The organism is Bacillus sp. EU63 (assembly GCF_038592915.1).
Lineage (GTDB): Bacteria > Bacillota > Bacilli > Bacillales > Bacillaceae > Bacillus > Bacillus velezensis.
On sequence record NZ_CP151944.1, the window covers coordinates 3,925,377 to 3,950,995 of the forward strand.

24 protein-coding genes are annotated in these 25,619 nt (G+C 44.1%); 2 read left to right on the forward strand and 22 right to left on the reverse strand.

Going from position 1 to position 25,619, the window contains the following annotated elements:
* Positions 1-418: 418 nt before the first annotated feature.
* The 7 genes from NYE38_RS19675 to NYE38_RS19705 all read right to left on the reverse strand — a co-directional run bounded on the left by NYE38_RS19675 (position 419) and on the right by NYE38_RS19705 (position 7,640).
* On the reverse strand, positions 419-1,189 hold the full coding sequence (locus NYE38_RS19675) for a hypothetical protein (RefSeq protein WP_038460511.1): 771 nt from the start codon (positions 1,187-1,189) through the stop codon (positions 419-421).
* Positions 1,190-2,367: 1,178 nt separating this feature from the next.
* Complete coding sequence (locus NYE38_RS19680) at positions 2,368-4,056, reverse strand: RNA-directed DNA polymerase (RefSeq protein WP_139337727.1); 1,689 nt, start codon at positions 4,054-4,056, stop codon at positions 2,368-2,370.
* Between the two features lie 286 nt (positions 4,057-4,342).
* A complete protein-coding gene (rlmH, locus tag NYE38_RS19685; RefSeq protein ID WP_013354196.1) occupies positions 4,343-4,822 on the reverse strand; it encodes a 23S rRNA (pseudouridine(1915)-N(3))-methyltransferase RlmH in 480 nt (159 codons plus the stop codon).
* Positions 4,823-4,902: 80 nt separating this feature from the next.
* Positions 4,903-5,073 carry a CxxH/CxxC protein gene (locus NYE38_RS19690; protein WP_004393147.1) on the reverse strand — a complete coding sequence of 57 codons (171 nt, stop codon included), beginning with the start codon at positions 5,071-5,073 and terminating at the stop codon, positions 4,903-4,905.
* A gap of 153 nt (positions 5,074-5,226) precedes the next feature.
* Positions 5,227-5,397 carry a hypothetical protein gene (locus NYE38_RS19695; protein ID WP_004393146.1) on the reverse strand — a complete coding sequence of 57 codons (171 nt, stop codon included), beginning with the start codon at positions 5,395-5,397 and terminating at the stop codon, positions 5,227-5,229.
* A gap of 319 nt (positions 5,398-5,716) precedes the next feature.
* Positions 5,717-6,880 carry a hypothetical protein gene (locus NYE38_RS19700; RefSeq protein ID WP_134986787.1) on the reverse strand — a complete coding sequence of 388 codons (1,164 nt, stop codon included), beginning with the start codon at positions 6,878-6,880 and terminating at the stop codon, positions 5,717-5,719.
* Between the two features lie 10 nt (positions 6,881-6,890).
* Positions 6,891-7,640, reverse strand: a complete 750-nt coding sequence (locus NYE38_RS19705) for a YiiX/YebB-like N1pC/P60 family cysteine hydrolase (protein WP_063636570.1) — start codon at positions 7,638-7,640, stop codon at positions 6,891-6,893.
* Between the two features lie 181 nt (positions 7,641-7,821).
* Here NYE38_RS19705 and NYE38_RS19710 point away from each other — a divergent pair, with 181 nt between their 5' ends.
* Positions 7,822-8,802, forward strand: a complete 981-nt coding sequence (locus tag NYE38_RS19710) for an aldo/keto reductase (RefSeq protein WP_123117543.1) — start codon at positions 7,822-7,824, stop codon at positions 8,800-8,802.
* Positions 8,803-8,831: 29 nt separating this feature from the next.
* On the opposite strand, the gene NYE38_RS19715 is transcribed toward NYE38_RS19710, so the two are convergent.
* The 8 genes from NYE38_RS19715 to NYE38_RS19750 all read right to left on the reverse strand — a co-directional run bounded on the left by NYE38_RS19715 (position 8,832) and on the right by NYE38_RS19750 (position 15,653).
* Positions 8,832-9,305 carry a GNAT family N-acetyltransferase gene (locus tag NYE38_RS19715; protein WP_017418509.1) on the reverse strand — a complete coding sequence of 158 codons (474 nt, stop codon included), beginning with the start codon at positions 9,303-9,305 and terminating at the stop codon, positions 8,832-8,834.
* Positions 9,306-9,342: 37 nt separating this feature from the next.
* Positions 9,343-9,477, reverse strand: a complete 135-nt coding sequence (locus NYE38_RS19720; protein WP_007407881.1) for a hypothetical protein — start codon at positions 9,475-9,477, stop codon at positions 9,343-9,345.
* Positions 9,464-10,579 carry an aspartate phosphatase gene (locus tag NYE38_RS19725; RefSeq protein ID WP_340801589.1) on the reverse strand — a complete coding sequence of 372 codons (1,116 nt, stop codon included), beginning with the start codon at positions 10,577-10,579 and terminating at the stop codon, positions 9,464-9,466. Before NYE38_RS19725 ends, NYE38_RS19720 begins: the two co-directional genes overlap by 14 nt.
* A gap of 131 nt (positions 10,580-10,710) precedes the next feature.
* Entirely contained in the window at positions 10,711-11,601 is an 891-nt protein-coding gene (rocF, locus tag NYE38_RS19730) for an arginase (protein ID WP_004393135.1), read from the reverse strand.
* Between the two features lie 73 nt (positions 11,602-11,674).
* A complete protein-coding gene (locus tag NYE38_RS19735) occupies positions 11,675-13,075 on the reverse strand; it encodes an amino acid permease (protein ID WP_017418506.1) in 1,401 nt (466 codons plus the stop codon).
* A 223-nt stretch (positions 13,076-13,298) separates the two neighbouring features.
* Complete coding sequence (locus NYE38_RS19740; protein WP_026092280.1) at positions 13,299-14,504, reverse strand: ornithine--oxo-acid transaminase; 1,206 nt, start codon at positions 14,502-14,504, stop codon at positions 13,299-13,301.
* Between the two features lie 229 nt (positions 14,505-14,733).
* Complete coding sequence (locus NYE38_RS19745; RefSeq protein WP_025650082.1) at positions 14,734-15,369, reverse strand: SdpI family protein; 636 nt, start codon at positions 15,367-15,369, stop codon at positions 14,734-14,736.
* The gene (locus tag NYE38_RS19750; protein ID WP_015240946.1) at positions 15,366-15,653 is read right to left on the reverse strand and encodes an autorepressor SdpR family transcription factor; all 288 of its coding nucleotides are present in this window, start codon (positions 15,651-15,653) and stop codon (positions 15,366-15,368) included. Before NYE38_RS19750 ends, NYE38_RS19745 begins: the two co-directional genes overlap by 4 nt.
* A 204-nt stretch (positions 15,654-15,857) precedes the next feature.
* Between NYE38_RS19750 and NYE38_RS19755 the strand changes: the two genes are divergently transcribed.
* Entirely contained in the window at positions 15,858-17,243 is a 1,386-nt protein-coding gene (locus NYE38_RS19755) for a sigma-54-dependent Fis family transcriptional regulator (RefSeq protein WP_095284551.1), read from the forward strand.
* A gap of 40 nt (positions 17,244-17,283) precedes the next feature.
* Here the strand turns inward: NYE38_RS19755 and NYE38_RS19760 are convergent, their stop codons facing one another.
* The 7 genes from NYE38_RS19760 to NYE38_RS19790 form a co-directional block, all read right to left on the reverse strand.
* On the reverse strand, positions 17,284-18,003 hold the full coding sequence (locus NYE38_RS19760) for a cupin-like domain-containing protein (protein ID WP_017418503.1): 720 nt from the start codon (positions 18,001-18,003) through the stop codon (positions 17,284-17,286).
* A 13-nt stretch (positions 18,004-18,016) separates the two neighbouring features.
* Positions 18,017-19,642, reverse strand: a complete 1,626-nt coding sequence (locus tag NYE38_RS19765; RefSeq protein ID WP_007614956.1) for an ABC-F family ATP-binding cassette domain-containing protein — start codon at positions 19,640-19,642, stop codon at positions 18,017-18,019.
* Positions 19,643-19,669: 27 nt separating this feature from the next.
* Positions 19,670-20,860: an MFS transporter gene (locus tag NYE38_RS19770; protein ID WP_104843006.1), complete on the reverse strand. Its 1,191-nt coding sequence runs from the start codon at positions 20,858-20,860 to the stop codon at positions 19,670-19,672.
* An 18-nt stretch (positions 20,861-20,878) separates the two neighbouring features.
* The gene (locus NYE38_RS19775; protein WP_017418502.1) at positions 20,879-22,201 is read right to left on the reverse strand and encodes an ABC transporter substrate-binding protein; all 1,323 of its coding nucleotides are present in this window, start codon (positions 22,199-22,201) and stop codon (positions 20,879-20,881) included.
* The gene (locus NYE38_RS19780) at positions 22,198-23,205 is read right to left on the reverse strand and encodes a ThiF family adenylyltransferase (protein WP_017418501.1); all 1,008 of its coding nucleotides are present in this window, start codon (positions 23,203-23,205) and stop codon (positions 22,198-22,200) included. Before NYE38_RS19780 ends, NYE38_RS19775 begins: the two co-directional genes overlap by 4 nt.
* Positions 23,206-23,436: 231 nt before the next feature.
* Positions 23,437-24,855 carry a HAMP domain-containing sensor histidine kinase gene (locus NYE38_RS19785; RefSeq protein WP_017418500.1) on the reverse strand — a complete coding sequence of 473 codons (1,419 nt, stop codon included), beginning with the start codon at positions 24,853-24,855 and terminating at the stop codon, positions 23,437-23,439.
* On the reverse strand, positions 24,852-25,535 hold the full coding sequence (locus NYE38_RS19790) for a response regulator transcription factor (protein WP_014419337.1): 684 nt from the start codon (positions 25,533-25,535) through the stop codon (positions 24,852-24,854). Before NYE38_RS19790 ends, NYE38_RS19785 begins: the two co-directional genes overlap by 4 nt.
* Between the last annotated feature and the right edge of the window lie 84 nt (positions 25,536-25,619).

The following is a 25,619-nucleotide window of genomic DNA, read 5'->3' on the forward strand; positions in this document are numbered from 1 at the left end:
TCCACTAGGTTTCCGTGACGGAAAGGGATTTATACTGTCGTGTGGAAAAAGCGGAAGAAGCTGTTGTTCAAAGGAGGATTCTTGAATGACGGCTTCTTTTTGGGATTGGGCAAGCATTAGTAAATAAATGATATATTGTTGACGACTCTTTGCAGTAAAGGGGCTTTAGGAAACATGAGACTGCAGTTAGGCAGAATGAGAACTATCATCAATTCTTTTTTTGTATTTAAGACTTAAATATAAAAAATATTCTTTGGACACTTTATATATATTTATTCGAATTTAATTTTAGGTATTTATTTAGGATACGACTCCATGATACTAATTAACATAGTAAGCCTAGATAATAAAATATTGTTAACAAATTAATTGAAAAGACCAGTCATTTTAAAGTGGTCCAAAAATAGTTTACATGCTATTACTGATAGATTGCCAAGACTTCAAATATAATAACGTCCTCATTACTTTCAATGCTATTTAACCCACTCATTTGTTCTTGCCCTACTTGACGTCTAATCCCCCGGCTCAAAGAAAGTAAATCTTTCATAATATCGAATAAAACAATAGGCTTATTTTGTTTAACATCTTTCCTCGATAAAACTTTTGCAATTATAGTTACATCTTCATCTTCAAAATCCTCTAGATGTTCTAACTCATATAGTAAGTTTTGCGAATTAAGTTTAGCAAAACCTATTCTGTTGTTAAAGCTGTCACTATCAAGAAACGCAGGTATTTTAGTACTTTCTTTAGCAAATATCTTGTTGAATAATTCTTCTTCTTTATCATTCTTAATATCCATGCTTGATGATAACATAGGTTTAAATTGATTGATCAAATCCATCATATCAAACTCTTCTGGAATCTTAAATCCACCCTCAAACCTTACAATAGATGTTCTTGGAATCGTCTCGGAATCATAGTCATCTTCTAAAAAATTAAAATAATTATCCGTTCCTTTATCGGCAAGCAATTCTTCAAACTCATTGCAATCAAGTAAAAGGTTTTCAACAATTACGCCTTCCATTTCATTATTTCCATTAATCGCCGCTGAAACTAGAGGAATTTTAGCACTAGCTGATTTATTAGAGCTTACTTTAACATTTCTAATGGCTACATGCTTTTTCCCCTCTAGTAATGCTCCGTATTCTGCTATTTTAATATTATCGAAATAAATCAGATTCTTAAACATATGTATACTCCCATCCACTATGTAATAGTCTTTTACTTAGTTGAAAGATCTTTAAAGAAAACCATATTCATCATATTTCATAAGATAGGACATTGTTATACCTAAATTTTAAATCCCGAGTAATCGAGGTAGGATGGAACTATTTAAAAGTAACCCTAACAGAAACCCACCAAATGCAATAAATGTTGATGTTATTTACCATAGTCCCCCCCCCCCTTGAATACTAGCCAAATTACATTGTCCCCATTCTTCTCTTGGCATTCCGAAGTCTCCTTCATCTGGGGCAGGACAATATAATTATATCAAATATCTATTTTTATGCATTCAGAAAGCGTTGAATGCTAAAAAGTGTGTAGAATCTTTTTTTATTTCTCCAGTGCTTTAAATCCTCTAATCAAATCTCTTTCAGAATACTTCTTCAATAGTATATATAAATACCATTTATTGACCTTGTTCTTTTTCACATGAAGAACATGATAATTATATATATCAGATATTCTGATAGTCGATATACTGTCTCCAATAATTCATCCGTTAAAACTAATTGGGGATAACTATCAATTACCGTTACTTTCTTATTCACAATTAAATTTTTAGCGTTCTTCAAATTTGTATTTATGAAAGTCACGTTATTGAATGTTACTTCTTTAAAATCTATGCCTTTAAATTAGCACTAAAAAAGATTACATCTTTTAGTATTGCACCTCTAAAATTTGTTCTCTTTAAATTTACATTAATAAAATCTACCCCCGTAACTTTTGTATCCTTAAAGTTACAGTAGGTAATGTTAGATGCTTTATAATTTATATATTTTCAAAAACAGCACCTTTATAAATAAGATTGTGCATATTAGATTGGTAAGCATACCTATCTTTTATACCACTCATCTTTATTGGTGCATTAACTAGATTAAAAGCGAACAATCTACCCGAGACTTCTTTTTCTCTTTTTACGCTCTAATAATCCTTCTTCTTTTTTTGCTTACTCCTACCCACTCTGAACCTCTCCTTTAGTATTATTTGTTAACATTTATAAATGTTATTTTCTCTCCCTCATTACATAGAAATAGCTAAAAGGTGCAGAAGTAGAACAGCATATGCAATCTATGTTAAAAAAGGCAGTCATATTGGTAAGAAGGACCCCCTATTTAAAAAAGACACTTAATAAGTGTCTCTTAATTAGCGCACATTAACGAAACTCACTTTATTCGCTAATAGCTCTTTAAAGAACTTTGTAATGTCCTGGTCACTATTTTCATGTTGCCATGCATAATTGATTGGAGATTCTACTTTTTTTAATTTATCAGCATTAAAGAAGATAGATTGTTTCACTCCATTAGCATACTTCTTGTATAGATAATCTTTATATTTCAAATACAGTTTTTTCCTTTTATCTGAATTTATTCTATTGATAATATGATACTTAAAGAACCAATGCTCTTCTTGCCATGAAGTTGAGTTTTCGAGTTTCGATTCTAACGTTTCAAACAACTCATCATTGATATTATTTTCACCTTGTAATAAGATTTCAAAAGCTAAGGTAGAACTTAAATCATCCATTTTCAATATAGTTTCTAATAATTGTTCTATTGGACAAACAATTAATATGTCTAGATAATAGAAAATACTAAACAATGAGTATAACTCTTGGCTAAAGCCTAGATCTATGTATCTATTAATATTGTTTTGAATTTCTCTCTTTATATCTTTTATACCGAATCTCACTTCATCATGTTTGTTCAAAACATCCAAAAACTCCAAATAATTAACGGTTAAGTCAGGTTGCATTAAAACTAGATTAAACAGCTTGTTCAACATAGGCATTGTAAATGCTTCTCTATCCAATTTATCTTTACTTATGCTATCTTTTAACGCTTGGAACATTAATTTTAGGGAACCCTTGTACCCTTCTCTTTCTTTAAAGATACACTCTTCAATAAAATTATAAATTCTTTTTCGTTGAGTCTTGACTGCTCCATCATCATTAGAAAAATAATCGAAAAAGAAGGCTGAATTATTTCCATCCTGGAAAGGAAAAGAATCTGTTTGATTTTTCTCAACCTTAATCTTTAAGTTTAGACTAGTTAGTTCCTTGTTAAGGTCTTTATAGAATAAATCCTTCTCACTATCATCATTATATGGAAACTCAAAATCATCCACATATCTTACATACTCATATCCATTTAATTTTTCATCGAGTTTACACATATAAATCTCTGCAATTAATCTTGATGCAAAACTCCCTGTGGGGAGACCATGAGTCTCACCTATCTGGCATCTTTGAATTAGATTATCAAGGGCATTGTAATATATTTTTTTGTCTCTTTTCTTACTCTTTGCTTCTGTTTTCCCCACTAAAACCCAAGGAATTGAATGAGTGTACACACTAGGATAAAAGTTTTGAATGTCTGTTTTAAATAGTTTCCGCTTTCCTATACGGTTATTCTCGCGTCTAATCTTACTTGTTAAAAATGAGGAACTATAAAATTCACTAGATAATGACTTGTTACTCGCTCCTAAGATAGCAATATATTTATCTTTGTTATCGATAAGATGCTCACAAAGACAAATATAAGAATAAATATTAGGTAGTTTGAGAACCCTTCTTTCATTTTCGTTTTTATAGATTGACAGCTCAACAGGTACTGTTTCTTTGAAGGAATTAAATTTCACTTTATCATTCAAAGATAAGTATAGCTCGTTCAAGTCGTTAGTATTGAACACTTTCTTAAATACCATATTTGAAAGGATATAGTCTTCTCTGTACAACCTTGGTTTGTATTTAAAATCAAAATAACCATACTTCAAGAGGTATTCCATAGAAAAATACATTCCAAATTTAAATTCATTTAACCAATTTAGTCTCACCACTCTTTTTCTCCTTTTTATTACATAATTTTATCATAGTTTATGAACAAGATATTCTTCCTCATTTTAAAGATGAACTGTATTCTCGAACCAAAATTCCATATAATAGAACATCTATGTACTAAATGCTTTGTTCTATGTATTACGGACTTAACCATCAGAACAACAAAAAGACTTTTTACACCCTATAATTCATAAATTGTTAATAAAGGTAATTCTCCAAGCAAAATAAGCATTAAAGAAGTTGAACTATTCTTTGATGCTTTCTCCTTAACTAACTATGTGCTCACTTATGATAAGGCTCCCCACGATTAATCCGAAACGCCCGGTAAATCTGCTCAACTAGTATGAGGCGCATCAACTGATGAGGAAACGTCATCTTCGAGAATGACAGCTTGTCATCTGCCCGTTTCATGACGGCGTCGCTTAGGCCGAGTGAGCCGCCGATGACGAAGGTGATTTTGCTTTTTCCATAAGTCGCCAGCTTATCTATTGTATCGGCCAGTTCTTCGGATGTTTTCATTTTTCCTTCGATGGCGAGGGCGATGACGTGGGTGTCCGGGCTGATTTTGGCCAGGATGCGTTCGCCTTCTTTGTCTTTGACGATTTTCATGTCTTGGTCGCTCAGGTTTTCCGGCGCTTTTTCGTCCGGGAGTTCAATGATGTCGATTTTTGCGTAGGCTGAGAGTCGTTTTTTGTATTCTTCAATGCCTTGCTTGAGGTATTTTTCTTTTAGTTTTCCGATGGTCACAATATTGATATTCACAGGTCATCCCCACTTTAGAAACAAGTTATTCATATATATTGTCCACAATTGTGGATATCTTTTCTGTATTTTGTGTAGGATCATTCGTTCCCTACTAGATATGTTGCAGTGTCCCCACATAATTCACAGGCTGTGGATAAACTGTTAGTATGTTCGATTTTTCTGATTTCGGGCGGAAGCTCATGATCATCTATGTACATGTCCAGCACGGTTTCGATATGTTCTTCACAAGAATAATAAGCGGTTTTCATTGTTACATCCTCCGGTTTTCTTTTGCACGCGGCAATTGTTCTCTTTTCAATATAACCTATTTATACACATGTTAGTAGTGCTTCGGGCTGAGTTTTATCCACAATTCGGCAAATCACGCGCAAAAAGAGCCGGCGTTTGCAGCATCCGGCTCTTTACGTGTTTTCTCTTTTTTCTAAGCGAAGGACGAACAGAATTCCTAATAGACACGCCAGCAGCGTACAGCATACATCAATCCAGTCCGGCTTTCCGCCGTTTAAAAAAGAGTTGGTTATTACGGAAACCAGGAGAATGGTGACGGTCACCGCGGCAAGCTTTTTCTTCATCGGCTCCCTCCTTCATCTGACTGTCTTCTGCTTTTACGGTTCAAATTCCTCTATCTCTATGTCCGGTCGGCTTTTTTCTTGCTATATCGCCTTATCATGAGGGTCACAACGATATATACAATCATCATCAATGCCCCGTTACTCACATCAGGGTATCCAATCAACATATTCATTATGACAAAAACAATGGTTATACAAATGATGGACAACAATAAGAAGATACTGAATGATTTCAAATGACCACCTTCTTTCTTGCAGTAACGTTTCATTATAAAAAGCTTACCAAAAGCGGCAAGCTCTTCCGAAATGTTTATACTCTTCAAAACCTCCCCATCACCTGCACATCATACAGCTTGAGATGACTTTTCGGTGTGACAATGTCTTTCAGGCTGGAGATAGTCCGGTCGTTCAGCTTTTTGCCCGTTTTCAGGTCGAAGGATTCGATTTTGGCGGGCTTTTTGTAGCTGTATGTGAACAGATACAGCTTTCCGTTTTGATGCGTCAAGTCTTTGAAGTCGGCCTTCATTCGTGATGCGGGGAGGATGAAGGCCTTTTTGCTTTTTCCGGTCTCATGGTTGATGCGGTAGACGGTTCCAAAGCCGTCAACGAAATAGAAGCTGCGCTGCTCCATGAAAAAGCTTTTTTTGAAGCTGAACGGCATGGAGTCATAGATCGTCTGTTCGTCATTATTATAAGCGGCGATGTCATACGTTTTGATGGCGCCGCTGTTTTTCATGACTTTCACCATTTGATAGATGTGATCTGCTTTTTCCCCTCTGGTGACAAAGCAGACGGCGCTGTCGTCCGCTGCGAGCTGGGATTCGACAGACGTGCCTTCTTTGTACGTCCATGTCGCGATTGATTTTGTATGGAGCTTTTCTTTATCGGCCTGAATGTCTTGGACGTGATAGCCTTTTTCGTCATCTGTCGGCGTGAGTGCGAAAAGATGATCTTTAAAAAAGCCTGAAGCGCGGATGTAATGCGGGATGACGTCTTGCTTCCAGCTGCCGTCAATCTGGCGGTACAGCTCTGAGCGATAGCTGCCGCCGCTCTTGTCGTAGCCCGAATTATACAGCGTGTAAAAGCCTTTCGCCCGTTCGATATATCCCGCGCTGTCTCCCGTATGCTGGTACGCTCTTTTATACGTGTGAAGGCCGCCCTGAACGGTGTAGATTCCTTTTTTGTCCTCCAGCAGCACGCTTTCGTCATGCACTTTGGCCGATCCGAGCTCAAGCCCCTTCATTTGATAAGAAGAAAGCCGCCCTTTTTCATCGGCGAAGAGGGCGTAGCTTTTTCCGCCGCCGAACGTGTCTTGGTCAGCCGCAGTGGAGAAATACAGCAGCGCCTCTTTATCTTTCAGAAAATCAGGGTCATTTAATGTGTCTCTCGCAACCTCCGCAGGATCTTCCGTGGGGAAATAGAAGAAGCATAAGACCGCTGCGGCGGCGATGATCACTAAGGGTATCGAGATGATTTTTTTCACGTTGTTCTCCTTAGTGAATGGTCAGGATCGTGGTTGTGTAGGACGAGCTTGTGATGTCGCGCGGGTATACGCCTAAGCCGCCGTTAGAGTCGATATCAATCCCCGCTTTTAAAAGGAATGCCGACCACAGCAGTTTTGAGCAGTTTTTGGCGCCTTCATGGCCCGTATTTCTGTTATTGACGAAGTTGAAGGAGTACTCATCACCCACTCTTGATACGGCCCAGTCAGCGGCGGCTTGTTTTTGGGCATCAGTGACTTTCACGGTCTGAACGATTGAATTGTCTTCGACTTCTCTGCCGTTATACGCAATCTGGCGGACGCCGTCTCCCGGCACGGATTCAACAATTTTATCAGCGGATGAATACATGCCGACATGCCCGTGATTGTAATAAGCCGTGTATGAGTTCGTGTAATAAATATTGCCTTTTGTGCTTTTCGGAAGTTTTTTGGTTCCTGACGATCCGCCCATTGCAGAGATTCCTTCTTTGGAAGTGATTACATTTCCTTGCACCTTGTCTGCCGTGATTTCTTGATGAAACTGCTTGAGAATTGCTTCTGTTGAAACGTGCTTCTGTTTGGCAAGCTCTTTGGCGGATTGGAGAACGTCTTGAGGAGTCGTGCCCTGCTGAAGGTCTGCGATTTCTTTTGCGTAGCGGGCTGTTTCTGTTTCTTTCGCTTTTACATTCAAACCGGAGAATGACAGAACCATGGTGAATGACAGGGCAAACGGGAGGACGGCTTTGAACAGCTTTTTACACATTGACTTCGCCTCTTTTCTTTAAGGTTAATTTTTCCACGTTTTCATTATATGACGAAATTGCGATAAAAAAATATACAACTTACAGATTTTTAAAAATTTTATAACAATATGTAAATCATATACATAAATCATTTTCAAATATCAGGAAATCCGGTTATCATACAAGAAAGGGGGAGGACATATGAAGGACAGAACAATCGGTTCGATGCGGGTTTCCGCAATGGGATTAGGGTGCATGGGCATGTCGGAATACTATGGCAGCCAGAGTGAGGAAGAGTCGATTTCCACACTGCATCATGCCGTTCATCTCGGCGTGAATTTGTTTGATACGGCTGATCAATATGGATTGGGTGCGAATGAAGAACTTGTCGGCAGAGCGCTTGCCCCATTCAGAAAGGAGCTGTGCCTCGCGACGAAATTCGGTTATGTCCGAAGCGAAAAGGGTGAGTTTATCGAAATTAACGGACGGCCCGATTATGTGAAAAAAGCGTGTGACGCCAGTCTGAAACGCCTTGGGACGGATTATATCGACCTTTATTATCTGCACCGGGTTGATCCGCGGGTGCCGATTGAAGAAACTGTCGGCGCCATGAAGGAGCTGATTGACGAAGGAAAAGTGAGGTATATCGGATTGTCAGAGGCTTCCGCAGAAACGATCAGGCGCGCCGTCCGCATTCACCCGATTGCCGCGCTTCAATCGGAATATTCTTTATGGAGCAGGGAAGCGGAGGAGCATGTGCTGCCCGCCTGCCGTGAGCTCGGCATCTCATTTGTGCCTTACAGTCCGCTCGGCAGAGGTTTTCTTTCCGGAAAGATGACGTCGACCGATCAGCTGGATGCCGATGATTACAGAAGAAGAACGCCGAGATTCCAGGGAGACAATTTGGCGGTGAATATAGGGCTAGTCCAAAAACTTACCGCCATTGCCCGGGAAATGAATATCACCGCGCCTCAGCTTGCGCTCGCATGGGTTCTCGCAAACGGCGATGACCTCATTCCGATTCCGGGTACAAAAAAGAAACACTACTTGGAAGAGAACCTCGCCGCTCTCGACATTGTGCTTCCCGAGGATGTGAAGGCGCGTTTGGATGAGATGTTTCCGATCGGCACCGCGGCCGGCGAGCGTTATCCGGAACACATGATGACATTGTTAGATGAATAACAAAAGAGGCCCAGCGTGCGGGCCCCTTTTCACGACAGCTTTTTGCTCATGATGACATCCGTCTCCAGAAATCCCGTCTTCTCATACAGCTTCCGCGCCGTTTCGTTATGAGCGAACACATGGAGAGAAATCTTGCGGACACCCAGGTCTTTGGCTTTGTCCTCCAGCCTTGCGAGCGCCTCTTTTGCATAGCCTTTGCCGCGGAAAGGCGGATGAAGGCCGAAATCATAAATAAATGCGTCCTGCTGCGGGTTGTCCGGATCGGCGTGCAGCCACAGCCAGCCGGCATTTTCCTTTCCGTCCAATGTCAGCGTCCATAAATAGTGATCGGCCGTCTCCAAGCCGTCAGGAAGCAGGTCTTCAAACGCCAGTTCCGCTAATTCCGGCGCTTCGTCAGGCAGCCACGTTCCCGCTTTTACCTTTTCTTCAGCGTAATGCTTGGTTGAATGAGCGAGATAGGACTGAAATTCTTGTCCTGTCATCGGCTGCAGCGTGATAGCCATTGAATCACTCCTTACACGAAAGCGGTATCATGCAGTATTATCCGAAGGCTCCGTTTTCCGCCGGTTTTATGATTTGTTCGGCTTGTGCCGTTGAACCAGTTTGCGCAAATAATCCAATCGAAATGAGACTTGCCAAGGCTGCTGAGAGTACAATGAATTTACATGTTTTCATTACGAATCCCCTCCGTTAATCTCAAAATTTGGTCATTGGCATCAATTGATTCCTGAAAATACTTCGCCGCCGGTTTGTATTTCTCCTGTTTTTTAAAATGCGCCGCGGCCTGATACGACAAATCGGAAACGTCACTCCACAGCTCTTTCCTTCTTAACTCGGCGAAAGCTGATTCAAGCGCTTCTTCATTGCGGTCAATAAAGACATGCTGTAAGATGCGCAGCTTTTGGGTGTATACGGGTTCGTTTTTTTCTTCAGCGGCATTCAGCGCTTTATGCAGCCAAAACCGGCCCTCATCCGTCTTTTCCTGCTTCAATAACACTCTGGCCAGCATGTACAGACTCCGCACCGAATACGCTGATCGCAAATGCTCCTTTTGATCAAGAGCCGTTTCAAACTCGACCCGCGCCTCCTCCAGTTTTTCCTGTCTTTCATAGCAAATGCCTGCGTTAAAGTGGGCGAGCGCTTCAATATGCGGATCGCCCGCTTTGGCGGCTTGATGAACCGCCGTCTGCAGGAGCTCTTCGGCTTTCTGATAGTGAAACAAGTCCATTCTGTTACAGCCGATCACCATGAAACACTGTGCTTCTCTGACCGCGTACATTTCATTGGCTTTGTAGATCTCCAACGCTTTTTCCGCGTGGTTCATCGCAAAGTAGTTTTGGCGGATTTCATAGTAGGCAATCGCCACTTGATAATTAAACTCGGCTCTTTCAATCTCATTCGGTATGTGCCGGAGCCTGCTTTCAGCAATCCGGTAAAAATTAATGGCGTTCATAAACCGTTTACGGTAAAACTCGTGCATTCCGGAAAAGAAATAATAATAGTATTGAATCATCTGGTCTGTTTTTTCTTTATCGGCGTTCAGCTGGATCGTTTTTAAAATGCCGTCTGTTTTCTCATACTCTTCCATTAAAAGCTTATAGCGGGAATCAATTAAATTAAAATAAAGGAGCACCGTTTGATTTTGTGTCATATTTTGCAGATCCGTAAGCAGTTGTTCTCTTAACGCCTCAGCCGATTCAGTGTTGTGCTTTTTGATTTCCTCATACCAGTCACTAATTTTTTTCGCAACTGTTTCGTGGGCCATCACCTCAGCCATCTGTCAGGACACCTCCCTTTCCCATTTTGTGTAATAAATATATCATATTTACAGGTCCAAAAAGAGGGTGGCAGCCCGCTAGTTTCCTCGTGGCAACAAAAAAAACCTCCGCAGGTGCGGAGGCGCATATTTTATAATAGTTTTTTTCCTAACAAAGATTCCACCAGCTCGACCGCTGTTTTGCCGGTTTTGTTTTTGTGATCGAGGATCGGGTTGACTTCGACAAATTCAGCTGAAGTGATGATGTCGGCATCATACAGCATTTCCATTGCCAAGTGGCTTTCACGGTAGCTGATGCCGCCGACGACAGGCGTGCCTACGCCGGGTGCGTCGCTCGGATCAAGGCCGTCTAGATCAAGGCTGAGGTGAACGCCGTCACAGTCTGACAGGTAGTCAATGGTTTCTTCAATGACCTTTGTCATGCCGAGGCGGTCAATCTCATGCATCGTATAGACTTTCATGCCTGTTTCCTTAATGTATTCACGCTCGCCTTCATCAAGCGATCTCGCGCCGATGATGACGACGTTCTCCGGCTTGATTTTCGGGGCATACCCGCCCAAATTCACCAACGTGTCGTGCCCGACGCCGAGGCTGACGGCCAGCGGCATTCCGTGAATATTGCCTGACGGCGATGTTTCCAGGGTGTTTAAGTCGCCGTGCGCGTCGTACCAGATGACGCCGAGCTGTTTATAGTGCTTTGCCGTTCCTGTCAGCGTTCCGATCGCGATGCTGTGATCGCCGCCCAAGACGAGAGGGAACCGCTCATTCTCAATGACGCTGTCCACCTTTTGGGCGAGCTGCTCGTTCCCCGAGAGCACAGAGTTCAAATTTTTCAGATCTTCATCATTTTTGAGTTTTTCACGATTGACGGGGATGTCGCCTAAGTCTTCCACCGCATACCCCATGTCAGATAACCGTTCAATGAGATGCGCGTAGCGGATGGCGCTCGGGCCCATATCCACTCCGCGTCGTGCTTGTCCTAAATCCATCGGCATTCCAATAACTGAGATATTCTTGTTCATCCGTTTTTCCACCTCAACATGTTGTATGTTGTCCTGTGCGGGTTTCTCAAAGATGACTTGGACACGAAAAGATTTAAAGCTCTATCTGTTTTTCTGACTGCTTATGCTTTTTTACATACAGATGATAGACGATAACGCACACCGCCATGAACGGGATGCCGCAATAAAGGGCGAGCCGCTGTTCTGAATCAAATGCGAGACTGATCAGAACGACCGTATTTAACGTCAGCCCGATAATAGGCAGCACCGGGTACAGCGGTGTTTTAAACTTCAGGTCTTCCACTTTGCCGCCTTCGCGGATGTATTTCCGTCTGAACATCAGCTGTGACAGGGAAATCGTGATCCAGCCGACCTGCGCGCTTAGTCCGGCTAATGATAAGAGAAACATATAAACGGTTTCCGGCGCTGCCACTTTAGACAGCAGGGACAGGCAGGCGACGGCCAGCGTCACGATCAAAGCGTTCATCGGCACGCCGCGTTTAGTTGTTTTGCCGAGCGATTTAAAGGCTTGTCCTTCGTTCGCCATGGCATATAAGATACGCGTCGATGCAAACAGGCCTGAGTTGGCCACTGAGAGCAGCGCAATTAAGATAACAAAGTTCATAATATCGGCCGCATATGGAATACCGATTTGTTCAAACACCACGACAAACGGGCTTTCGACCACTCCCGCCTGCTTCCACGGAATCATGCCGGCAATGACGATGATGGAGAGAACGAAAAAGACAAGCGTTCTCCATACCGTCTGCCGGATAGAGCGCGGAATCGTTTTCTCGGGATTTTCACTTTCTCCCGCGGCAACCCCGATCAGCTCCGTTCCCTGGAACGCGAAGTTTACGGTAATCATCGTAATAAGCATAGCCTTAATGCCGTTCGGAAACAATCCATCCTCATAAAAATGAGAGAAGAAAGGAGCCTGCTCGCCGTGTTTCATGTCGATCAGGCCGAACATGGCCGCGCCGCCCAAAATAATAAACAGCAGAATGACTACAATTTTAATGCCGGAAAACCAAAATTCCGACTCAGCGAACGCTTTTGTGGTAATCGCGTTCAAAAGAAACATCAGTCCGACAAACACGAGGCACCACACCCATACGGGAACATGCGGAAACCAGCGGAGCATCAATTGTCCCGCAGATAAAAACTCAATGGCGCATGTCACCGCCCAGCCGAGCCAGTACAGCCAGCCGAATGCGAAACCGAAAGCGGGGCTGATGAATTTGGTTGCGTACGTCTGAAACGACCCTGATACGGGAAGGGCAACCGCAAGCTCGCCTAAGCAGAGCATTGTCAAAAACATAATAAAACCGCCGACCAGATAAGACAGAACCGCGCCCAGCGGTCCCGCCTGGTTAATTGTAAATCCGGTACTCAGGAAAAACCCGGTGCCGATCACTCCGCCTAATGAAATCATAAACAAATGCCGTGATTTCATTGTGCGCTGAAGCTGATTCTCTTTTTGATTTGTATTCACTATTCTGCACCCCTTCAGCAACTTGTATTGGAACCAAGCCGGTGCTTTGAAACCGATTTGCTGTCCAAAGAGCCTCTATTTGTATATGAATGTTATATGAAATTCATTTTCGTACATAAAGATACATTATACTAAAATACTGTCGCCGCGCAAATAGAGTGTGCTGAATTTTTTATTTGTAAATTCCATACAAGCCGAGGGAAAGCATTGCCGCATCAAGGTTTTACGCGTTTTGAAGCACGTTTGTGATCTTTTGGACCGCCCAGTCCAAGTCTTCCTTGGAAATCATTAACGGCGGTGCAAAACGGATCACGGTATCATGTGTTTCTTTGCATAAAAGCCCTTCGCCTTTCAGCTTTTCACAGTACGGACGGGCCGCTTCTGTCAGTTCAACACCGATAAACAGGCCGCGTCCGCGCACGTCTTTTATGATCGGGTTATCAATTTTCTCTAGCTCTTCTTTAAAATACCGGCCAAGCTGAAGGGAACGCTCTGCCAGCCCTTCTTCCTCAAGGACTTCAAGAGATGCGAGCGATACCGCGCAAGCGAGCGGGTTTCCGCCGAATGTCGAGCCGTGGGAACCCGGGTTAAACACGCCGAGAATGTCACGGTTCGCCGCAATGCACGAAATCGGGAAGACGCCCCCGCCGAGCGCTTTGCCTAAGATGAACATATCCGGTACGATATTTTCCCAGTCAACCGCGAATGTTTTCCCTGTGCGGCCGAGTCCCGTCTGAATTTCATCAGCGATCAGAAGTACATTTTCTTCCTTACAAATGGCTGCCGCTTCTTGTAAAAATCCTTCCGGCGGAATGACGATGCCCGCTTCTCCCTGAATCGGTTCGAATAAGAAAGCGGCTGTGTTCGGCGTGATCGCCCGGCGCAGCGCTTCTGCGTCTCCGTATGGAATTAATTTTATACCCGGAAGCATAGGTCCGAAACCGCGTTTATACTCATCTTCTGAAGAAAGGGATACCGCAAGCATCGTTCTGCCGTGGAAGTTGCCGATACACGCAATGATTTCCGCCTGGTTATCCGCTACTCCTTTGACCCCATATGCCCAGCGTCTCGCCGCTTTGACAGCGGATTCAACGGCTTCCGCCCCCGTATTCATCGGCAGAATCATATCTTTTCCGGTCAGCTTGGCTGTTTTCTCATAAAACGGACCGAGCTGATCATTATGGAACGCGCGTGACGTCAGAGTGATTTTATCCGCCTGATCCTTCAGCGCCTGAATGATCTTCGGATGTCTGTGCCCCTGGTTCACCGCAGAATAAGCACTCAGCATATCCATATATTGATTACCTTCAGGGTCTTTTACCCAAACACCCTGCGCCTCGGAAATAACAATCGGCAGAGGATGATAGTTGTTCGCGCCGTAATGTGAAGTTTGGCTGATAATTTCTTGAGATTTTGTGAAAGCTGACATAATCTGATTCCCCCTTGTTTTGTAATCATTCAACATTAGATCTTGCTTTCCCTTTTTATAAAGCAAGTTCCGTGCCAATCCGAAAAAACGGGATGTTTCGCCAACATTCTTTCTTTTCCCGCAAAATTTTCCGGCAGTTTGCGTGCAAACTTCAGCCAAGCGCAAAATTTTTTTGCGTTTCCCGCTGACAAAATAGGAGCAATCCAATTAGATTGCTCCTACTCAACAGTTATTTATTCAATTGTCTCTGATATACAATGTAAGAATATAGTAAAGATAATATGATACAGCCGATTGCCGCAATGAAAATGACTGACACTCTATACACCGGCGGCAAAAAAGCTGCAAGCATCATGAGTATGCCCGCTGAGACAAAAATTTTCGAACTAACCCTGTGTGTATCCTTCCAAACTCTTTCACTGCTCAGCGTCCAAGGCGTTCTTATCCCTAAAAAGTAATTAGGCTTAACTTTCTGAATAAAGTTTCCAAACACCATGAAAATGACTCCCACTATAAAGTTTCCTAAATAAGATATAGGGAGATCATATCCCAGGCCGGTCAAGATGGTCATCAGATTAATGACAAACAGAACCGCAAACAATGTATTAAATATAGCCATATATGGCCGGATAAATGTTTTGTAGTTATTTTTAGGATCAATCTTAGGGATGATAACCATTAAAATATATACAATAATCATGATGCCAATAAGCATCATCATCGCATCAGCTTTCGTTTGGTAATCATTTGCACTTCCGTTTAATCCCCAGTGTGTCGCCAAATTGTCCGGTAAAGATGAATATGTGAAAGCCCATGTGAAAACAGTTAAAACTATGATTCCTGCTGAAAAGAAATATTTTTTCATGATTCCCCGCCTTTCTTATTATCATGTTCTGAATCAGTCAGAGAAAAGAACCAGCCTATAAGATCCTGTAATACAGTGGTATTTAATGAATACATAATAAATTGGCCTTTCCTCTCATCGTGAACCAAATCAGTATTTTTCAATATGGTAAGGTGATGAGAAATACTGGGTTTTGACATGTCGAAGTGTTCCGCAATTTCACCAGCTGTCATGTCTTGTTTCTTTAATAAGTCCAAAATTCTTCTCCTTGTAGGATCGGCCAGTGCTTTAAAAGCTTTATTCAAAAACTTTCCCCCTCTCATACGTACATGATTTAGATATTTAAGTATATATCTAAATATCAACCATTTTCCTAAAAAAGTCAATGGTTTTATTAACTAAATTTCCATTTATTTTTAAATATCGTTCAAGCGCAAAATTTTTTTGCGTTTCCTGTTCGATTTATTTTAAAATAATGAATGTTAAGACGATTGAGAGGGGGAATTGACCTGCACACAACCAGCGAATTTTACACACTCGTGTTACAAAGCATTCTGGAAGAGATTGATGTCGGGCTGCATGTGGTGGACGAGAAGGGCAGCACCGTCATTTACAATAAGAAAATGATGCAGATTGAAGATATGGATGAACGGGACGTCCTGCATAAAAACCTGACTGATGTATTTATGTTTTCCAATCAGCAGGACAGCACGCTCGTTCAGGCCCTTCAAGAAGGCAAAACGATTAAAAACGTGAAGCAAAGCTATTTTAATAACAAAGGCCAGGAAATCACGACGATCAACCACACCTTCCCGATTGTGCAAAACGGCGAGATCAAGGGCGCCGTGGAGATCGCCAAGGACGTCACCAAGCTCGAACGGCTGATCAGGGAGAACATGCACAGGAAAGAACAGAACAGCTACACGTTTGACAGCATTCTCGGCAACAGCCCGGTCATTCGGGAAGTCATCGAAAACGCGAAACGGGCAACCCGTACGTCATCGTCCGTTCTTTTGGCCGGCGAGACGGGAACGGGCAAGGAACTGTTCGCCCAAAGCATTCACAACGGCAGCCAGCGCTCAGGCGCCCCGTTCATCTCACAAAACTGCGCCGCCCTGCCGGACAGTCTGGTCGAAAGTATTTTATTCGGCACGAAAAAAGGCGCCTTTACCGGAGCCATCGACCAGCCCGGCTTATTTGAGCAGGCGCAGGGAGGCACCCTGCTCCTTGATGAGATCAACTCTCTCAATCTCAGCCTGCAGGCAAAACTGCTCCGCGCCCTTCAGGAAAAGAAAATCAGGCGCATCGGATCAGCTCAGGACAAACCGATTGACGTCCGCATCATCGCCACGATGAATGAAGACCCGATCACCGCCATTTCAGAAGAGCGGCTGCGCAAAGATTTATACTACCGTTTAAGCGTTGTCACGCTGATCATTCCCCCGCTCCGGGAGCGCAAGGAGGATATTCTGCCTCTGGCCGAAGTGTTTATCCAGAAAAACAACCACCTGTTCCAAATGCATGTCGATTCGATCAGTGACGATGTGCAGCGATTCTTCCTGGAATATGACTGGCCGGGCAACATTCGCGAGCTTGAACATATGATTGAAGGCGCCATGAACTTTATGACGGATGAAACGACGATTACGGCGGCCCACCTGCCTTACCAATACCGGATGAAAATCAAACCCGCTGACACGGAAACTAAAGCCGCCGCAAGCACCCAGCCCGGCACCGATTTAAAAGACAAAATGGAAAACTTCGAAAAATACATGATCGAAAAAACCCTGAGAAAACACGGCAATAACATATCCAAAACGGCAAACGAGCTCGGAATCAGCAGACAGAGCCTGCAATACCGCCTGAAAAAATTCGGGCTGGACCGGATGAAATGAATCCATACAAAAAAGGCTGAGATGCTCCTCAGCCTTTCGTTTATATCTGATTGGCAAGCCGCTCTCCGGTAAACCAAAAGTTCTCACTCACTGCCAATGTATGTTCCGTATTCTCGACTTGATGCCACCAATGGCGCGGCGCGTAAATGATTTCTCCCGCCTTTTGTCTGAAGCGGATCGGAGACGCCTTTTGAACCAGCGGTTTTTGCTCAATGTCTTTTTCATCAAAGACATTGATATTTCCTTCGTACAAATACGGAGAGTCGTCCGGATGATAGAAGATCCATTCCTTCTCCCCGAAGATGACGCCGTTCCACGCGTGCGTGCTGTTAAAATCCTGATGCAGCGGCGTGCCTGTCTGCTTAGAACCGAGAAAGAACCATTTCCAGTCCCGTCCCGTTTCTTCATCCGCTCTCAATGTGTCTTTTGTAAAATACTCGGGTGCGGAATAGACAAGGTCTAAGTCATTTTGGTTCAGCTGCGTAAAATTCCAGTCACAGTACCATTTGTCATCATTCTGATCAATGTACTCGATATAGTTGGAAAGCTTTACTTGTTTAAACGTTTTGACCCCTTCGATATCTGATTTCCGGATGGTGACCATTCTGTCTCCATAGTGTTCATCAATGTATTCAAGCGTCCACGGCCTGCATTCCCAGTGATCCATTGCCCCCGTCAAAATAAAAGGTTTCTTATCAGCATACTCGCTTACAAAAAGATCGTACGATAACTCATTGATTGTCAGTCTGTCAATGGTCATATCCATTCCCCTTTTATTCGGCAATCTGCCGTTTTTTTTGTTTGGCGTAACTGTATGGACCTGAAAAGATGGTGACGTTTTGATTCTCAAGCCAGAAAATCTTGTTGAACTTCTCCAGCAGGTTTCTGTCGTGAGAAACGCAGATGATGGTGCCTTGAAACTGCATCAGGCTGTTTTCGAGAATTTCCTGTGATTCAATATCCAAGTGGTTGGTCGGCTCATCCAGGATCAGGACATTCAGCTTTTTTTCCATTAAGATGGACAGCTTCAGCCTGATTCTTTCACCGCCCGACAGGACGGAAAGTTTTTTAAAGACCGACGACCCGTAAAATCCGTACTTGGCCAGCATATTCCGGGCCATGCCCTCTTCAGTCAGCAGATTTTCTTTAAAGAATTGCAGAATCGTCTGACTCGAATCTCCGACGTGGCTCTTTTGATCAATGTAGCCTATCTTAAGATTTTCCCCCACTTTAATGGTGCCGTCCGACAGTTCTCTTTCCCCGATGATGCAGCGGATCAGCGTTGTTTTGCCGACGCCGTTTCTGCCGACGATGCCGATTCTGTCTTTATGCTTTATGCGCAGGTTCACATTTTGATATAAAAGGGAAGATCCGTTGGTCACCTTTCCGTTTTCAATGAACACAATATCTTTTGAACCGGCGCCCGCTTCCTGAAATGCGTTTTTTAATTTTTGCTCCGTCCGGACCGGCTTATTGATCAGCTCAATCCTTTTCAGCGCCTTTTCCATATTATTCGCGCGTCTGTGCAGGCCGACAGACGGCGGATTCGAGCGGTTGGCCCAATCTCTCAGCTGGGCGATGGATTCCTTCATCTTCTGTATTTTTCTCTGCTGTTCTTCATATTTCTCAAACTGGGCGATGATGAATTCTTCCCGCTTTTTCAAATATTCGCTGAATCCGTAAGGCCAAATCTTCACCTCGGTATCGTCAATCTCGAGCACCTTCATCGCCGTTTGGTCGGCAAACGTTTTATCGTGGGTCGTAAACAGAATGGTTTTGTTCGATTTTTTAATAAACCCTTCAAGCCACTCAATCGCATGGACGTCCAAATGGTTGGTCGGCTCGTCCAGCAGTATAACGTCGTCGTTGCGGATTAAAATTTCAGCAAGGCCGGCTTTTGTCTTTTCGCCGCCGCTCAGCTTTGAAAACGGCTGATCCTTTAATTCGCTGAGGCTGAGCCCGTTGCATACCTCGTCAATCATCGCATGCATCTGGTAGCCGTTGTTCCGCTCAAATGTTTCCGTGTATTGACTGTACTTTTCCAATAAAGCAGTCAGCTCGTCATCACTCATCGGTTCCGAAAGCTTCAGCTCAATGGCCTTCATTTCCTTCTGGATCGCCGCGAGAGCTTCAAACGATTTTTCCAGATATTGATACAACGTCAGATCCTCATGGGGATCAGCGATCTGCTTCAGCAAACCGACCTTCGCCCCTTTGTTGATCGCAATCGTTCCTTCATCTGCCTCAAGCTCTCCGGAAAGCACCCTGAACAGCGTGCTTTTGCCGGAACCGTTCGGCCCGGCCACGAGCACTTTTTCGCCTTCATTGATGAAAAAAGAAACTTGTTTGAAAATCGTATCTCCCGCTAAATTTACCGTAAGATTATGAATATTCAGCAACTCACATCATCCCTTTGTCATTCTGGTTCAAAGCTCGACTTTATTCTGGATGGCGACGCTCGCTTTCAGTTTGTAAAAGCTGAGCATCATAAACAGCGACAACAAGATGGATAATACCCCGATTGCGGTCAGCAGCAAAGCTGAATCAAAATAGTCCGTTAAGAATCCGATAAACGGAAAGGCAATGAACATGAAGAGCGAGGTCATCAAACTGATAATGGACAGCAGCGTGGCTCTCGTTCTGGACGGAATCTCATTATTCACCACCTGACTGGATACGGGTTCTATCACATCATAGAGCGCGTTAATGAGGACAAAAGCTGCAATCGTCACGTACAGACTGCCCGAAGGTATAAACAGATAGGCCGCCCCGATGATGCAGAATGTCAGCAGAAGCACGCGCCTCGGCGTGAATTTTTCCGCCGGCTTGGAAGAAAAGATGGAGCACAGCGCCTGCAAGATGGACAGTCCCGCAAAAATAATGGATATATTGCGCACGGACAGCCCTTCCTGACTTAACAAATCTTGTCCGTACATATAAAAAACCGATGTAATCGCAAAGAAAACGGAGAGTGACAGCACCAGATATTTAAAGGCTTTGTTCAGTCTGAAGAAATCTTTGACTTCTTTTAAGATGTCCCCGACCGTCTGCGTTTCGTGTTCACTGTTTTCAAATTTGATTTCCGTCAGCTGTGTAATGACCGCCATCGCAATCAGCTGAGTCACAATCCCGGCGATAAACACATACGACCATGATATTTCCTGCAAGTAGCCGCCGATGCCCATGGCGATCGCAAGACCGAGTATGACAAGTCCGTTATAGTTTCCGATGGATTTGCCGTACCACTTTTCTTTCCCTTGTTCTTTCAGTGAATCAAACAAAAAGGCGTGATCCGTTCCTGATATAAACGTCAGCCCGATACCGTATATAATATGGGCGATGAAGAGGGCGATGAAGTTATGGAAGCTCAGGAACATCACCAAATAGACAATGACCATAAAATGGCCGAGCAAGAGCGATTTTTTTCTCCCGATTCTGTCCGAGATGACGCCGCTCGGCACTTCCGCCAGAAACATCGCCAAATTCAGGACCGATTGCAGGATGCCCACTAGAAACAATGAATAATTCATGCTTGTTAAATATAAAATCCAAATTCCCCGTTCGAAAAAGAAGTTTCCGAAAAAACCGGAGAAGTAAAGCAAATTTCGATTCCGCAAATGAATACCCCTTTCCAGCTATCTGCATTTAACATCATGAACAGAAAGGAGCCCGTCAGTCTTTACACTAAAACCCTCTATACATGGATCTTGCAGATACAGACTTTTCCCAAAACAAATTGGGCAATAATGAGTTGTATTCTCGAATAACCCAAAAAGTTCCTTCTTTTTTTCAGATCCTATGGCATCAATGATCGTTTTTTTCTTCTCCGGATCGCTGATGTCGCGGATGAAATATTTGATATAGCTCAGCTCATGCATGTAAGCCGGCAGGAACAAATGAAGCTCAATATCAAACCCGCTTTTATCCATATGGTAATAATCATTGAAATGACCGACCTGGGAGACGGATACGTCCGCTCCGGCCCGCCGAAACAGATCAGCCAGCCTTTCAATGATCTCTCCGTTCGGATAATAATCGGCATAAACGATTCGGACCGGTTCTTCTTTTGTCAAAAGGGGCGGATCTTTCTGCGGTGTCCTCCCGCTTTCCCATATACCGATCAGTGAATCAGTCGGTGTGATGATATGCCCCAAATCCCCGGCCAGCTTTTGTTTATCAAAATAATGCTGAATGAAAGTTCTCAGCATGTCGTCCTTCACCTTGAAGGTAAATAACATCGGCAAATGATTTTCTTTAAAATCAGCATACTGCCGATACCTCATGTTTGAATGATGAAACTGGGTGTGGCAGGTCACGTCCGTTTGATTCGCTTCGTACAGCCCGATGCTTTTTTCCAGATCATCATTCAAAATAAATTGGATGGTCTGAACCGTGCGGTGATCCGCGGGCGTCATTTTATATTGCGGATTCCGCTCAAATTCCAGCCCCTTTTCAAACGTTCGCTTGAATCGGTACGGGCCGTTTTCCGGCACATCGCCCCCGGCGGTCGCCGGAATCAGAAAGCTGCTCTGCAAAACGGATTCTATTTCATCAGACGGCTCGTCCAAGGTGACTTCAAAGCGTTTTTCGCCCGTTACGTTCACCCCGAGCTGATCGGATGAGACGAGGCCTTTTACATACGGAACGGCCTGTTTTATGTTCAGGAAACTGCCGAGATGGGGGCTTTGATTTTCTTTCGTCAGATGATAGATGATCGTTTGAACCACACCCTCGGCGTCACCTAAATAGTCCGGGTGAATGTCCACCTGACAGGTGCGGGGATCTTTGCGGATGATCCGGCAGTTATAGCCGTCCTGCAGGCTTTCATACATAATGCTGCAAATCATCTTGCTTGTGTAATCCTGCGTATCTAATGGGTTCAAGCGTATCGGGCTTGTGTCGATTTCTATTTTCAGAGGGTCGCCCGGTTTTCTCGCCGTACGATGCATCGTCTTCATAAAGCGCTTTCCTTTTGAGAAAGCTTCGTTTCTGTAATATGAAGGCCGTCAAAGTCCAGGCCGATGCGGGTATTCAGGGATTTCGGGCTTCCGCCTGCAAGGTATGTGATAATGTCATGAGACATAAACGAGGATATAATACCGTTTGTCGCTCCTAAGGAACCTTTGATCGGTTCATCGGGGTAACAGTTCAGAAGTCCGGCCGGCATGTTTTTTTCATAAGTGACGCCGGATTGATAGGATTCAGGCGTGAGCAGAGGCCCCCATTGGCCGCTGAAGCTGCCGACACCCCCGGTCATAAACGCGATATTCCGCTCCTTACAATACCGGTAAACCCATTCAGAAATGTTATGGGGTTTGTCAGCGGCATTTATGACGATATCAATTTCGTACGGATCTAACACACGAAGGTCCTGCGGCTGTGTAATTTCCTGATGGTAAAGTGCTGCGTCCGCATGGGGATTGATACCCGCAATATAATCTCTGCATTCTGAGATCTTTAATTTGCCTACAGAAGATTTATTATAGACGAATTGTCTGTTCAGGTTATGTACTGATACGGCATCGAAATCAATGAGAATAAAATGCTGCATGCCCGCCGCCAGAAGGTTTTGAAGAATGATCGTTCCGACGCCCCCCAGACCCACGATCGCTGCCCTGCTGCCGTCTAATCTCTTTTGGATCAGATTGGGGTTTTGGTTGTATTTCTCAAAATGGTACAGCTGCTTTTCAGTGATGCGGCCTTCACGGCCGTTTTGCCATGGCTCTATTAAAGCATCCAATTTCATTAACGCGTCGAAAAACTGGTTTCCCGCTTCCTCTCCCAGAAGATCAGAAAGCTCTTGTTTTTCACAGCCGGTGATCAGCCGTTCAACCGCCTCTTTGATCTCACTCGTATGCGCAAGCTTAATCGCCTTTCGATATTGAATGATAATATGCGCCGTGTAGGTCAGCACCTGCACGCTGTCTTTAAACTTCCAGCGCTTACAGTCAGTTGACATCATGACATACCCCCTGAAAGATAATAACTCCCCAATGAGGGGAGTCACGGCTTTACTAGCAGCGATGCACCAAGCTTGCTGTTTCTGTATCAAGATCAAGTTCTTCAATCTTCATCAGTACACACCCCCTTTACCAATAACTAGATATTATCATCAATTTTGGAAAAGGACAAGTTATTTTTTGAAAATTTGGAATTTATATATAAATTGTGATATTTCTTCCTGCTTCCCGGTTTATCCCGGCAGCCGGATGATGAACACGGAGCCTTTTCCCTGCTCACTTTTCACTTCAATTGTTCCGTTATGGCTGTCGATAATGGTTTTTGTAATGGCAAGACCCAGCCCCGCGCCGCCGGATTGACGGGATCGGGAGGTTTCCGCCCTGTAAAACCGGTCAAACAAATGAGGCACATGCTCCGGAGCGATTCCCGTTCCGTTATCCGCAATCATAAGCATGATTCCTCCGTCTTTCTGCAGGGAGACGGTGATGACACCCGTGTCTTCATCCGTATGCTGCACCGCATTGTAAAATAGATTGAGAATGACCTGCTTCATTTTGTCTTTGTCAAAAACGGCTTCTATCTTTTGATCGACAAAGAACTCGAGCTTCCGGTTTCTCGCGAGCAGCTTCAGTTGAGCCTCCATTTCCAAAATGACGTCTCCCAATGCGCCTTTTTTCATTTCAAAGCTCGGCACCTGGTCAATCTTCGCGAGAAACAGAAGATCCTCTATCAGCTTATTCGCCCTGGCGGATTCCGCGTACATGCTTTGAAGCGCTTTTTCTTTCTGCTCCGGCTTCTCCGCCGCTCCGCGCATTAAAATTTCGATAAAGCCGTGAATGGAGGTAAGCGGCGTTCTCAGCTCATGTGATGCGTCTGATACAAACTGCCGGATTCGTTCTTTCGCTTCTTTTTCCGCCTGAAAAGAGGTTTCAATCCGTTCCAGCATCTGATTGATGGAAATGCCCAATGACTCAATTTCGGCCTGCTTCCTATCGATCGGCAGCCGTTTATCGAGACTGCCGGCATGAATGTCACCCATCATACGCACAATGCGGGACAGCGGCTTGAGTGTGAGCCGGATCACCGGCAAGAAAACAAACAGTCCGATGACCAAAGCCGCAAAGGAAAGCACCGCGAAAATGCTGATCTGGCGGAAAAGCGAATCATTCAGAGGCTGGGTCAGCGTGCTCATCTGCACAACTCCCGCCTGCCTGCCGTCAACGGAAATCGCCTGAAACACGACGATGATTTCCTCACCCGCCTTATTGTGAGCCACCTGATAGTGAAGCGCCATTGTATCTGTCAGCGCATCCTGATACACTTTTTTCGGGAAAGAAGGAGCGGCCCCCGCGTGCGGGTCTTCTGATAAAACAGACATCTTGTATGATTGATTGATAAAAGCAACCGTCACCCCTGGGTAAATCAAATTCGGATGAGCCGATGTTTCGGAACGGGCAAGGGTTTTGATTGACCTCCATACGCTTTGATCCATTGAATTGATATAACTCTGAATGCTGATCGCCTGATTTTCATACATCGTCCGTGTCATAAACATGTACTGAGTGCCGCCGATGAAACATAACAGCAAGGCCAAAATCGCCAGTGACCTGAACAGGAGCTGGAATCGCAGGGTTCTGTACAGCCGTTTCATGCCAGATCCACCCTGTACCCGGCGCCCCGAACCGTGCGAATCACCTTGTGTTCTTTGTCCTTCAGCTTTTCGCGCAAAGAACGGATGTACACCTCGACGATATTGTCTTCCCCGTAAAAATCATAGCCCCATACCTGATCGAGAATCCTCGTTTTGCTGAGAACCGTTCCGTGGTGGAGCACTAAACATTTCAGCAGTTCATATTCGGTGGCGGACAGCTTCAAAGGCTGTTCATTGTAAAAAATCTCTCTGCTCCGGTCATCGATTCGGAAGGGGCCGAGCACCACCTCATCGAAAAGATGCGGAAACTGGTTGCGGATTCTTGCGTAAATTCTGGCAAGCAGCTCCTCAAAGCTGAACGGTTTGATCATGTAATCATCAGCGCCTTCAATCAGCGCCTTTACGCGAAACTCTACTTCATCCTTCGCGGTCAGCATGATGATGGCGGTATTGCTTGTTTTCTTAAGCATCCTTGACAGCTCAAGCCCATCCATTCCCGGCATCATCACGTCCAAAACGGCAATATGAGGCTGAAATGTTTTCACAAGATTCATCGCCGACATCCCGTCTGCCGCGGACATCACTTCAAACCCTTCATTGACAAGCCCCATCGTTAAAAAATCAATGATGGCGGGCTCGTCGTCTACAATCAGCACCTTGATGCCTTTCAACTTATCCATGATGCAGTCTCTCCTTAGATGTATCAGCCTGTGTTTATTTTTTTCATTTCCCCTTCTATTATTCGCTTTTATCTGAAACAAAAC